Source organism: Roseivirga thermotolerans (assembly GCF_014653175.1).
Lineage (GTDB): Bacteria > Bacteroidota > Bacteroidia > Cytophagales > Cyclobacteriaceae > Roseivirga > Roseivirga thermotolerans.
Genome location: NZ_BNAG01000003.1, coordinates 576,597 through 589,750, shown reverse-complemented (window position 1 = coordinate 589,750; position 13,154 = coordinate 576,597). Strand labels below are relative to the sequence as shown.

The window sequence follows — 13,154 nt, the reverse complement described above, 5'->3', positions numbered from 1 at the left end:
AGTAAGCCTTTTCAAGAAACTTAAATGTTCTGCATATTTGTGGTTTCGCCCACAACAAATCAATGACTGAAGTAATCATCAAATTCATCAGATTTTGCCTGGTTGGACTCACCGGAATGGGCATAGATTATGGAATAACATATCTGGGAAAAGAAAAAATAAAGGTGAACAAGTATGTAGCCAACGGACTTGGCTTTCTGCTTGCCGCCACCTTCAATTTTTTTCTTAACAAAACCTGGACATTTCACGACTCCAACCCCGAGGAGTGGCTGCAATACTCCAAGTATCTGGGATTTGCCATTATTGGCCTGGGTATTAATACTCTCATCATTTATCTGCTCATCAATAAAAAGGGACTTAATTTCTACTGGGCCAAGCTTATTGCCATTGCCGTAGTGGTAGTCTGGAATTTCATAGCCAACTACAACTTCACTTTCATGTAAGGTATACATGAGCTTACTCAATGAGTATTAGACAAGAAGCCTTCTTATCGTTGTCTTCATTGCCCCCGTTCATCAACGACCACTCAGGTGCTGAGGGCGTACTGCCTGTAGTGGAAAATTATGGTCACTTTTGCCCAATAGTGAGGAGTCATCTAAGTTTTTTCTAAATAACCCTACAATTTCTATAGACTTTTTGAACTTTGTATTCAACACTACGTTCACAACTAAACTTAAAACTAAAAATTATGGCAATTAGACTAGGTGACATTGCCCCTGATTTTAGTGCTCAAACCACTGAGGGGCCAATTAATTTTCATGAATGGTTGGGAGATAGCTGGGGTTTATTATTCTCTCACCCTGCAGACTATACTCCGGTATGCACTACCGAATTAGGACGCACGGCTCAATTGAAAAGCGAGTTTGAAAAGCGAAATGTAAAGGTGCTGGCCGTTTCGGTAGACGGACTTGAGTCGCACAAAGGCTGGATGCAAGACATAAACGAAACGCAAAACACTACGGTGAACTTTCCGATAATAGCCGATGAAGACAGAAAAGTAGCAACCTTGTATGATATGATTCATCCGAATGCCAACGATACCCTAACCGTTCGGTCGGTTTTTGTGATTGGCCCGGATAAAAAAGTGAAGCTCACACTCACTTACCCGGCCTCTACCGGACGCAATTTCCAAGAAATTCTGCGGGTAATCGATTCCTTACAGCTTACGGCCAACTATAGCATAGCTACACCGGCCGATTGGAAAGAGGGAGATGATGTAGTGGTTTCGCCCGCCATTGCAACGGAAGATATTCCAGCCAAATTTCCCAAAGGTCATAAGGTAATTAAACCATACCTCAGAACCACTCCTCAGCCGAATAAGTAGCAGATTAAGTAGCGAGGCGGTCTCTATTTCAATAAATCATTGGCTATACATCAGGTATTTATCTACTGGTCTTCATTTAATTAAAATGGCGAGCGGTTACCTCCAAAATATCCAAAGTCGTTGATTATTTGGTTTCTGAGACTGCCTTTGTATCGTTAAAACAGCTTAACTCCCAACACGTATGTAGGGAAGGGCCCAGCCATGTAACTTATACAGACACCTAGACTCTGTAATACTTTTTTAATCCTCAGAATTGACCATTTAGTATTGAACCCGATTTTGCGTAGCTAAAAATCAGGTATTACTACGGTTTTTTACATCTACTTTTTTCCTCAACTTTCTCCTCAACCAAATTACTTGAAATAATGAGTCTCAACTTTTCCAATATTGTAGAGCTTGCCGATGACTTTAGCAAAATCTTTACTGCCGGCAGCGATCTCGACTCTCTGATTCACGCTATAGACGGTGGAAAGCATAGCATAGATCGTTATTCCGAAGACAATGCTATTATCCAGGAATTGAAAACAATAATTGACCTCGCCTTACAACAAGAATACAAGGAAGATCTAAAAATCCTCGAAGATGCTCTAAATACAGCCAAAGGGCAGGTCAAGGAAGCCTTAAATATTCTGCGGCAGGCCAGTAAAAAAAAGAAGAACCTAGCCCACAGCATTGATCCTACTATTAGTCCATTTAGTGGCCCTGACTGTACATTCACTCACTGGGCCTATGGCAATGAAACAAGCTCTGGAGCACTATACAAAATTCAGACGGCTTTTTTGAGTATACATAATGCATTAAATGCTGGAACACTATCTGAATCGAATGGATTTAAAGTATTTGATAAGGTCTTGAAGTATGCTCATAAAGGTAATTTTTCAGGAGCGCTGGGCTCAAACCTTCGATGGGAATCAATGACAAAACTTGTAATGCATATCTATGAAACCATCGCAGCGCTCAATTTTGTTTACGAAGCGATACTTCATTTGATAAAGACTGCAGACCTTCCGAATAAAGGTATAAAGTACGGGGCACTTCATGTCAAGGACCTTTTTGGACATGTGCCTGCAACTGGGGCTGTATCAAGTACTCCAACATGGACCAAACTACCAGAAGTATTCAATGCCTACCTGGAACAATCTTTTCAGAATGGTACCGTACCACTAAGCCCTGCCGAGCAAATGTTTAAGGCCGCGCTAAGTACAGACCAGTATCCCCTACCTGCGGTAGTTTCGGAAATGCAAACCAGCAGCGGCATAGTTTCGAGGAGTTTTTTTTGGGGAAAGGGCATAAGCCTGAGTAACAACAGGTTTTTCACCTCGATCAACTTCTTTATGCCCGACTATTACACTGATCATGGGTTGCAATCACAGAGCATTAACAGCTTTACTCCTATTTATGCCTTGCAAGGAACAACAGCGACACTCGATCAAAAAATGAAAGTTGTACCCGATGCAAACCCATTTCCTACAAGTGCCGATTTAGATAATCCCCAGGACTGGTTTTATAAACTTTCTGGAGATGTAACTAATGTATGGGTACCTGTAGATTATCTCGATGTGACCACTTTTCAATGTGACTTCCCTACTCCTCCGACCACCACCTCTAACAACCACCTGAGAGTTGTTACCGGTTTCAAACTCGAAGTTTTGGCCAGTACTAAATCACCAGGAGAGTATGATATGGTGGTTTCCGTTCAGTTTGGAGAAATAGACCTTGGAGAAACCCTAGCTGCAGACCAAAGCTATACCGTTTCTCTCCTTAATAATGGAGACTATATTCAACCTGCTGGAGACAAAGAAGGCTTTCCTCTTAGCTATTTTACTGCACTAAGCCCCGCAGGAAAGTTTAGTTTAGAAGGAACCACTGTAAACAATGACAATGGCATAATAACCAATATTGCGATTGGCTATAGCAACAATAATGGTTCATCAAATTGCCCTGTTGTACAAATTGCTCCTACATTTTACAAAGCCGATTTTATGCAGCCATCTCTAACGCTTACAAAGCAAAGTTAATATCAGACCGATACAAAAAAAGAGGTCGTTTATCTCGCCTTTTACGCTTATAAACTCCCTCAGGATAAAACCTTAAGATCCAGTTTGTCAATACCTTAAACTTTAAACATTGAACCTTGAACCCTTCCAATTAACCTAATTCTCTAACCTCCATCAGAGTCTCTCGCTAGAGGACTCTGATGTGCTATAGGCTGGTGCTCAGTGCCCCTTTCAGGAGACACTCAGGGTGCTGCAATGCTGCGGTTAAAGCAAGAGCATTGGGCCTATTTAGAGAATGTTCAGGTGGCATAGGTACTTGACAGGCCCTTCGCTTTGCTCAGGGTAAAAAAGAGGGCCAGTAGTAGAGGCTGGCCTTTGAGGTACCCGTTTTCATAGAACCTAACCACCATCAGAGTCTCTCGCTAGAGGACTCTGATGTGCTATACGTTGGTGCTCAGTGTCCCTTGCAGGAGACACTGAGGGTGCTGCAATGCTGCGGTTAAAGCAAGAGCATTGGGCCTATTTAGGGAATGTTCAGGTGGCATAGGTACTTGACAGGCCCTTCGCTTTGCTCAGGGTAAAAAGAGGGCGAGTAGTAGAGGCTGGCCTTTGAAGTACCCGTTTTCATAAAACCTAACCACCATCAGAGTCTCTCGCTAGAGGACTCTGATGTGCTATACGCTGGTGCTCAGTGACCCTTTCAGGAGACACTCAGGGTGTTGCGAGGTTAGTTAGACTAACCGCTACTTAAACACCTTCTTTAGCAACTCTGTAGTTCTGGCTCCCGGATTTTGTCGAATGTTCAATTCCTCTTTAGCTATCATTACAAAGAGTCCGTCTATGGCTTTTTGTGTCACATAGGCTGTTAAATCAGTCTCTACTTTTTTCACCAGGGGTAGTTTGTTGTACGTATTAAACACATCTTCCCAGTGCCTCGTGGCATTTACTTTGTTCAGACTGTTCTCTATAATGGGGCTAAATTTTCGCGTGAGTTCGGCCGAAGTTTCACGCTCCAGAAAACGTGTAGCCGCATCCTTTTCGCCTTTTACTATATTGATGGCATCTTGAATTGTAAGTGCCTTAATGGCCGCAATGAAAATATTCTTGGCTTCCGAGGCCGCGTCTTCTGCCGCTCTGTTTAGCGATTCCACCGCTTGGTCTACCTGTTTTTCCAATCCCATTGAACGTAATTTTTGCTCAACGCTCTGCGCTTCGGGAGGCAGCGGAATTTTAATCTCAGGATTTTTGAAATACCCATCCATCTGCGAGAGCAAGTCCACCCCTTTTGTGGTGCCTTGCTCCAAAGCCTGCTTGAGTGCGTTGGCAGCTTCTTCTTTGGTAAAAGCCGCATCGCCTCCCAGTAGTCCTTTGGCTTTTTGAAGAACCTGGGCCTGTGAAGAACAGCTAAACAAGAACAGACCCAGTACCATAAAGTAGAGATTTCTCATATGCTTGTGTTTTTATAACAGGTAACGCAAAAGGGGCCAAAAGTTGGATCGAGCAGAGCCTTTTTTTCCACAGCTATAGGCACTGACTTACTTCTTTGAATTATACGCGTTTTTAAAACCCAGTAGTTCTACGGTTTTAAACACCGCCTATTGTCACTAATCTTACTTAACACTTAACTCACATATCATGACCAAATCAGATTACACACAATTGTCCGTATACAACGGATCGGATGAAGCCGTAGAGGTTTACGTAACTTTTGCTGCTCAAAACAGCCAAAACAAATGTTGCCCCACCCCATGCGGACTGAGCGACTTTCCCTTTCTGACCAAAGTAAACCAACTCATGGGTAAGTTTACCTTAGACTCAAAGGCCACTCAAAACTTTGACCCCAAAGGCAAATGCTTTAGCGGAAACATCGGTTTCTACATAGAACCTCAATGCCCTGTGCCCGATGCCGGTTTTCATCATGGAGAAACGGGCACTAACATTGCAGAATTTACACTGAACCCCAACATTCCTTGTGCTGAGGCCATAGACATTAGCTGTGTGAACGGAGTAAATTGCTTTATTGAAATGAAAGTGGATGCCGATGCCGGGTGGGCCTATGGCTCAGACAACACGCCCATCACCACTATTTACAACAGAGGCTTGCAGGAAAATTCCGGTAACCCCGGAGTTTACCCGGTAAACTGTACTGACTGTATTCGCTTAGTGGGTGCCAAGCCTTGCCCTTCACTCCCCTTGGGACCGGCTCAAACCGAACGAATTTGCAATGTTCAACGGTCTGAAAGAGGTGGCACTGTTCAAGTAAATCTGGTAGTACCTGTACCTATGTAGCCACTTGGACATTGATTTAAAAGCTGTCTCTGAAAAATTCAGAACCTCGTTCCTTACTTCACCAAAGTACTTTCTAAAGGGGCTATGTGAGAGTTTCCGGGCTGGTCCAGTTGAAGTATTCAGAGACAGTTTTTCTTTGCGTTTTTAATAGGTTTATCCTTTTCATTTCCAACCAATTGCTTTCATTGACTGTCTACACAGGAGAACTACACTCCTATGAAGAAACTACTAACCTGTGTCGGGCTACTGGTAGCCCTAGGCCTAACGGCACAAACTCCAAAAATTGAATTGGGCATTGAGCTATCTACAGAAAATATAGAAGGCAGCGGCTTGCTCAAAGATGCCGGAACCAACTTTTATGATCGGATTGTCAGAGACCGATCCAACTTCTCCATGGGCATAACTGCCAATTTGCTTTCCAACTCCTCTTCGTTCAGTTTTCGATCAAGACTCCTATATGCTCAAAAAGACATTACTTCTTTCAAAGAGTGTGGGTTTTGCCATACCCTATTCAACGCGCTAATTGTGCCTGAATACAGACGAGTAGAGCAGCGCTACCTTTCCGTTCCTTTTCTTATTCGCTACGAACCAAAACAATCAAGACTATCTCCAATAGCAGAGGTTGGCCTATACAATCACTTTTTAGTCAGTGATGGCCAACTGAACCAAAACAGAAGCGCATACATGGAAGCCTCTTTTGCCCTGGGAGCCAGCTACAAATTAAACAACACCCTACGGGCAGAGCTAAAATATAATTATAGGGCGAGCCTCAGTACGGTATATTCGGGTGAGGTAGTACGATACCATTATAGCGACTCTGAGCCAAACCGATTGCGTACCAATGCTTTTCAGCTGGGATTCTTATACTCGCTTTAACGAACAAAGACTAAAACCCGAACATTAATTCACAAACATTTACAATAGGTTAAAATCTTATTATCTCACCAACTGCACCAGTTTCCATAATATATGTCTTCTACCCGCCATTCGTAAGGACACCATTAGAAACAACTTTCATCCGTTTTCTTTGAGAAAATGATAGGGATCGGTATACACCGGGTTAGGATTAACCTTGATTAAGTCTTTAGGCACCAGATCATGCTCAATGGCCAGGTCATACCCTTTTAAGGCCGCCAGCTTAGTATAGGTAACCGCTGGGAAAGAGAGTATGTCTTTTTGTAAAATGAAAAAGGCATTGTACTTATTGTGCAGCCCGGGTTTGAGAAGCTGCATCAGACTTTCTACCATCTGCTCTTCATCAGCAGCCAGCAGGCCTTCAAAAAAGCCTACATCCGGAAGCAGCCATTTATTGGTCTTTTTGGAGGCTTTTTCTTTTAAAAGAGCCACTTGCTTCTCCAACTCATCGAGCTTATTGAGCAAAGCCAGTTGCACACAATACACCGGGTGGCCTTTTCTTTTTTGTACCTCAAAGGCACTATCACTAAGCAATGCATACCGCTCAATCAGTGGCTTGCAATCGCTCAGAAAGGCGTAGCCAATGTGCCTAATCCCTGCACTTAGTCGTTGATAACCATAGGTCTTAATCATATATTCATCGCATCGGCCACAGGTATAAAAGTGTTGCTTAGCAGCCGCTATATTGCCTTCCACCCTATATTGATACAATGCCTCATCTTCGTTTAAATAAAAAAAACCTGCCCTCACACGGTTTTGTAGCAAGTGCTCATTCAAAGACTGTTCTACCAAGTCCTGCTCTTTCTTCTCATATTCTTGATGTACTTCAATAAGTCGCTTGCGATAATCCATTTTTACCTCCCCAAATTAAGTAGTACCGATTCATTTTTATGTTTATCCGCTTCGGAAGTTATCGTAGTTACTAATTACCAAAGCCCCCATCTCTTAAAAAAACTTTAACACACTGAATTACTATGACTTAACCCCTCACACCTGGCAATAAACTCCCGGCCATTTTATTTTTTTTCTAAACTGTTAAAGTTTGTGAATTTTTTGGCACCGGATTTGTAAAAGCAGCACCGAGGTCGAACTGAGCCAGGTCAAAAACTCAAAATAGACAACTGTCGCAGAACACCTCAAATACACTTTTTTATTTTCAATGAGAACGTATTTGAAAAAAGGTATGGCTATCATAGTGATGGCTAGCCTGTACGCTTGTGCCAATGATGATTCGGAACTAGCACCCCAGAAAACTCCAGCAAGCATTTCTTTCGTACAAAACCTGTCGGTAAGCGAAGGTTCTGGAGAAAACATCATCAGTTTAAAACTAGACAAACCTGCCGGTGAGGCATCTACCGTAAAAGTGCAGGTTACCAACAGTCAGGAAGCCGCTTTTACCACAGTGCCCGCAACAATCAATAATCAGATTGAACTGAACATTGACAAAGGCACTACGGAAACACAAATAGTGTTTAAGCCAACCAACGATGAGTTGGTTAATGCCGACCGAACCATTGGTTTCACCTTGTTGAGTGCAACTAACGGGCTACAGTTAGGCAGTAAGTCAAGTATTCAGGTGAGTATTTCCGATGACGACCAGGCCAACACGCAGCCTACAGTACTCAATTTTGAGGTATCTATAGCCAAGGTAGAAGAAAGCCAGTCGGCCATCGTAAAAATTCTATTCTCTGAAAGAGCTACACAAAACGGAAAACTAACTCTGGAATTGGAACAGCTATTGGCTACCCAACAGTTTAGCACTACTCCGGCCATGAGCGGCACCGGTACTTTGGAGCTAATCATTGCCCAAGGTCAAACAGAAGCCTCTTTTGAAGTAAGCGTAGCTGATGATGCCCTTTTTAACCGTCACGACCAGGTTATGTTCACCATTACCCAGGTAGAAGGCAACTTCGCCATTGGTGAAAAAAGAAGCACCAAACTGGAGCTAATAGACAATGAATTGAAAGGAATGGCCAAATCTTTCACCTCCTCGGCTGGCAACTTCAGTAGCACAAAAACCTATGAATACGATCAGCAAGGCCGTGTGAGCAAGGTATACTGGGAAAGAGGCAGCCACCAACCGCTGAGAGGAGTTGACACATACACCTATGCTGCCAACGGGTTAATTGAGAAGATTAACCAATATCCAGGCATCGATGAGATATTTTATCAGACCAACGGCCGAATTACCCGCTCGGAAGTTATCAATCATGGAGTAGTAAAATCATACAGAGTTTACGACTACGATCAGGCCGGAAATGTAGCCGGTTTTGCCGAGTACACCTTACAATCTAACGGCACCTATCTTCAGTCTATCATTATGTTGTACTTATACCATGAAAACGGTAACCTGTATGCTCACTTAACCTATTCACCCGGACAGGGCAGTGAAGACCCAACCCTAATTTCGGAACGATACTATGAGCACTACCTCAATGTGAGCAACAAGTTTAGCGCGGTAGAGGTAATTCCTACCATCAATGCCCAAAGAAACCTTCCTTCTTCTTTCCGCATGGTAGAAAATGGACATGATTTAAGCTACTCCATAAGCTATGAGTTTGACAACGAAGGCAAAGCCACTAAACGCCTGGCCAGATCGGGACAAGCCATAGAAACCGTGAACTACACTTACTATTAATACATCAACAATCAAAACAACAACCAAAAAGAGGTGCCCTGAAATTACCCGGGACACCTCTTCTATTTCTTAGGCCTAAAGCCAATTATTCCTTTTCTTCAGTAAGTAATAGTACTTTTTGGTTTTCGGTAATGGCATCAACCATTTTTGTATAGCTCACACGCTCTCCGTTTTTCTTCGAAACATAAAAATATTCAAGACCATCTAATTCCACAGTACACTCGCCCAAATCGTACCTCAACGACTTCACCACAGAACCTTCTACAATAGGGTTGTTATTAAGATCGAGCAGCTTGGGAGCTGTTGGCTCTTTTGGTTTTTTCTTGAATAGTCCGAACATAGCTTGTGTTTAAACGCTAAATATAAAAGGTGTTTTGAAATAATACGTATTCATAGCATCTCCTCCTTGCCTGAGACCTCCCTCTGCGGGCCGTTTGTTCAGGAGATTACTGTCTTCTTAGGAATGACCATCCCGGTAACGTGTAATATTCCCAAAAACCGTTTTCTAAGGCTTGAAAAACACTAATTTTGCAGGCTTAATTAAGAACAATCGGTTAAACGGCAATGGCTGACTATAATCACAAGCAAATTGAGCCTAAATGGCAAAAGTACTGGAGAGAAAACCAAACGTTCAAAGCTTCGGTAGATAAGAGCAAACCCAAGTTTTATACTCTGGACATGTTCCCCTATCCTTCCGGAGCCGGGCTTCATGTGGGCCACCCACTGGGCTACATAGCCACCGATATTGTTACACGCCATAAGCGAAACAAAGGCTTTAACGTATTGCACCCAATGGGCTTCGATGCCTTTGGGCTTCCGGCCGAACAATACGCCATTCAAACCGGGCAACACCCTGCCGTAACTACCCGCCAAAACATTGAGCGATACAAAGAACAGCTGGAAAACATAGGCTTTGCTTTCGATTGGGACAAAGAAGTACAAACCTGCGACCCTAAATACTATAAGTGGACGCAATGGATATTCATGCAAATATTCAACAGTTGGTACGACCATGACCTGGCCAAAGCAAGAAGTATCGATGAACTCACAGCTATTTTTAGAGAGTCGGGCAATGCTCAGGTAAATGCAGCCTGCGATGATGACACCCCTCTCTTTACAGCCGGGGAATGGAATAGCTGGACCGAAGAAGAGCAGCAGCGCATGTTGCTCAAATATCGCCTCACTTACCTTTCGGAAACAGCCGTTAACTGGTGTCCTGAACTAGGTACCGTACTCTCTAACGATGAGGTTAAAGACGGATTTTCAGAAAGAGGAGGCCACCCGGTGATCCGAAAGAAAATGAAGCAGTGGAGCATGCGTATTACGGCCTATGCCGAACGCCTGCTGGAAGGTTTGGACTCTGTTGATTGGCCCGAACCACTGAAAGAAATGCAGCGCAACTGGATTGGCAAATCCAAAGGGGCTGAGGTGAGGTTTCAGGTAGAAAACTCCGACATTGAGATTGAGGTATTTACCACCCGCATCGACACTATTTTTGGAGTAACTTTCCTATCGTTGGCGCCTGAAAGCGAGTTAACCGCCCAGCTCACTACACCCGAGCAAAAAGAAGCGGTTGAAGCCTATGTGGCCCAGGCAGCTACTCGTTCTGAGCGAGACAGAATGGCCGATGTGAAAACCATTTCAGGAGTTTTTACGGGAAGCTATGCCATTAACCCATTCAACGGTGAAAAAGTACCCGTTTGGGTGGCCGACTATGTATTGGCCGGTTATGGAACAGGCTCTGTTATGGCCGTACCTTGTGGCGACCAAAGAGATTATGACTTCGCGAAGCACTTCGACTTACCGATAGTTCCGGTAATTAAAGATGCTGACATTAGCGAACAGGCCGACCCAACCAAAGATGGCATTATGATTAATTCCGGCTTCCTAAATGGCCTTACTTGTAAAGAAGCCATAGACAAAGCCATTGAATTTGCGGAAGAAAAAGGCGTTGGGAAAGGCAAGATTAACTACCGCATCAGAGATGCTATTTTTGCCCGTCAGCGTTATTGGGGCGAGCCGGTTCCGGTGTACTTCAAAAACGATATTCCTTATCTGGTAGACGAAAAAGATTTGCCGATCATTCTTCCGGAGATTGACAAATACCTCCCTACAGAAGATGGCGACCCACCACTGGGCAGAGCCGAAAACTTTACCTACACTCCGGCTGGAGAATCTGAAGCTTATCCGCTTGAACTAAGCACAATGCCGGGTTGGGCCGGTTCCAGCTGGTATTGGTACCGTTACATGGATGCGCATAATGAAGAAGCATTTGTAAGCAAAGAAGCTCAGGAATATTGGGAAAATGTAGACCTCTATATTGGCGGCTCAGAGCATGCTACAGGTCACCTGCTCTACTCCCGCTTCTGGAATAAGATCTTGTTCGACCTGGGACATGTCAATCAGGAGGAGCCCTTCAAAAAGCTCATCAACCAGGGAATGATTCAGGGAAGATCGAATTTTGTTTACCGATTGAAAGGCGAAAATAAATTCGTTTCTAAGGGTTTGAAGAAAGACTACGATGTGGCAGAAATGCACGTTGACGTGAACATTGTTCGCAATGATGAGCTCGATATTGAAGCTTTCAAAAGCTGGAGGCCAGACCTAGCCGATGCCGAATTTATTTTGGAAGACGGCAAATACATCTGCGGCTGGGAAATTGAAAAAATGTCCAAGTCGAAATACAATGTGGTGAATCCGGACGATATCATTGAACGATACGGTGCGGACACCCTTCGTTTGTATGAGATGTTCCTTGGGCCTTTGGAGCAATTCAAACCATGGAACACCAACGGCATTGACGGTGTAAAGAAGTTCCTCGGCAAGCTTTGGAGATTGTTTCACAATGACCGTGGTGAGTTTGAAGTATCGGATACTGCACCAGGCAAAGATGAGCTGAAGTCACTGCACAAAACCATTAAGAAGGCCGAAGAAGATATTGAACGCTACTCCTTCAACACCTCAGTGTCTACTTTCATGATCTGCGTGAATGAGCTTTCTGCTTTGAAATGCAACAAAAGAGCGATTCTGGAAGATCTGCTGGTGGTTATTTCTCCATACGCCCCGCATATTACCGAAGAACTTTGGTCTCTTCTAGGCCATACAACCAGTATAATCGATGCTCCTTACCCTCAGTACAAAGAAGAATACCTGAAGGAAGATGACATTGAGTACCCTGTAATGGTGAATGGTAAAATGCGAACCAAACTGCAACTCTCGGCCGACCTTGACAAAGCCGAAATAGAGGCCGCTGCTCTGGCCGATGCCAACGTGCAAAAATGGTTAGAAGGCAAGTCTCCCAAAAAAGTGATTGTCGTACCGAAGAAGATTGTGAACCTTGTTGTTTAAAGTTCAAAGTCATGATACTGCGGAAGCCTGTTTTAGCGCGTCATTCTGAGGAAGCCGATGAGCCAAAAGGCGAATAAGCGACCGAAAGAATCTCCAACGGTCTTGCACCTGACTTGGTGGTCTGATAACTAAAAATTAAAACCCTGAATTGTAAAGCAGCTCAGGGTTTTCTTTTGGTGCAGGCTCATGGTTAGCAGGGATACTATCCCCGTCTTGGAAGTAATTTCACAGTAAGTGGCACCTTTATGGAATTCAGACTAACGATGTTTGCAAGGACACTCCTCCTTGGCGAAGGAGGTTGGGAGGATTGGCTTTTCAAATAATGAAATATGGTTGTTCTAATCCCCCCTGCCTACCGGCAGGTAGGCCATTCCCCCTTTTTCGAAAAGAGGGAATGGCCTCTGCTAGATTGAAGAGCAACATATCTAGTGTTTTTCAATTGAACATTCCGTTAAATGCCTTTTTCTAGTAAATCACTTCTTGGAGGGGGTGCCCTTCGGGCGAGGGAGGACACTCGTTGAATAATCTTTTCAGCACACCTATGAGAGACTTCACTATAGATTACCAAGCAGATCCCTCCGCTGCGGTCGGGATGGAAAAACAGGCTTCATCTGGATAAATAACCCACGCCTTCAGTATACCC

10 protein-coding genes are annotated in these 13,154 nt (G+C 43.8%); 7 read left to right on the top strand and 3 right to left on the bottom strand.

Annotated features, from left to right (window positions below):
* The first annotated feature begins 62 nt into the window (after positions 1 to 62).
* The 3 genes from IE164_RS12570 to IE164_RS12560 all read left to right on the top strand — a co-directional run bounded on the left by IE164_RS12570 (position 63) and on the right by IE164_RS12560 (position 3,342).
* Entirely contained in the window at positions 63 to 443 is a 381-nt protein-coding gene (locus IE164_RS12570) for a GtrA family protein (RefSeq protein ID WP_189630580.1), read from the top strand.
* A 245-nt stretch (positions 444 to 688) separates the two neighbouring features.
* On the top strand, positions 689 to 1,324 hold the full coding sequence (locus IE164_RS12565) for a peroxiredoxin (RefSeq protein WP_189630579.1): 636 nt from the start codon (positions 689 to 691) through the stop codon (positions 1,322 to 1,324).
* A 365-nt stretch (positions 1,325 to 1,689) separates the two neighbouring features.
* Positions 1,690 to 3,342, top strand: coding sequence for a hypothetical protein (locus tag IE164_RS12560; RefSeq protein WP_189630578.1), 1,653 nt, complete (start codon positions 1,690 to 1,692; stop codon positions 3,340 to 3,342).
* 722 nt (positions 3,343 to 4,064) lie between these two features.
* Here IE164_RS12560 and IE164_RS12555 read toward each other — a convergent pair.
* Complete coding sequence (locus tag IE164_RS12555) at positions 4,065 to 4,769, bottom strand: DUF4197 domain-containing protein (protein WP_189630577.1); 705 nt, start codon at positions 4,767 to 4,769, stop codon at positions 4,065 to 4,067.
* Between the two features lie 187 nt (positions 4,770 to 4,956).
* On the opposite strand from IE164_RS12555, the gene IE164_RS12550 reads away from it, so the two are divergent.
* Together IE164_RS12550 and IE164_RS12545 are read left to right on the top strand one after the other, a co-directional pair.
* Positions 4,957 to 5,610, top strand: a complete 654-nt coding sequence (locus IE164_RS12550; RefSeq protein WP_189630576.1) for a hypothetical protein — start codon at positions 4,957 to 4,959, stop codon at positions 5,608 to 5,610.
* A 216-nt stretch (positions 5,611 to 5,826) separates the two neighbouring features.
* The gene (locus IE164_RS12545) at positions 5,827 to 6,486 is read left to right on the top strand and encodes an outer membrane beta-barrel protein (RefSeq protein WP_189630575.1); all 660 of its coding nucleotides are present in this window, start codon (positions 5,827 to 5,829) and stop codon (positions 6,484 to 6,486) included.
* A 138-nt stretch (positions 6,487 to 6,624) separates the two neighbouring features.
* Here IE164_RS12545 and IE164_RS12540 read toward each other — a convergent pair whose 3' ends face one another.
* Positions 6,625 to 7,377 carry an Imm49 family immunity protein gene (locus IE164_RS12540; RefSeq protein WP_189630574.1) on the bottom strand — a complete coding sequence of 251 codons (753 nt, stop codon included), beginning with the start codon at positions 7,375 to 7,377 and terminating at the stop codon, positions 6,625 to 6,627.
* Between the two features lie 331 nt (positions 7,378 to 7,708).
* Between IE164_RS12540 and IE164_RS12535 the strand changes: the two genes are divergently transcribed.
* A complete protein-coding gene (locus IE164_RS12535; protein ID WP_189630573.1) occupies positions 7,709 to 9,163 on the top strand; it encodes a hypothetical protein in 1,455 nt (484 codons plus the stop codon).
* 85 nt (positions 9,164 to 9,248) lie between these two features.
* On the opposite strand, the gene IE164_RS12530 is transcribed toward IE164_RS12535, so the two are convergent.
* Positions 9,249 to 9,503 (bottom strand): hypothetical protein, encoded by a 255-nt coding sequence (locus tag IE164_RS12530; RefSeq protein WP_189630572.1) that lies wholly within the window; start codon positions 9,501 to 9,503, stop codon positions 9,249 to 9,251.
* A gap of 224 nt (positions 9,504 to 9,727) precedes the next feature.
* Between IE164_RS12530 and leuS the strand changes: the two genes are divergently transcribed.
* Entirely contained in the window at positions 9,728 to 12,511 is a 2,784-nt protein-coding gene (gene leuS, locus IE164_RS12525) for a leucine--tRNA ligase (protein WP_189630571.1), read from the top strand.
* Positions 12,512 to 13,154 lie beyond the last annotated feature (643 nt).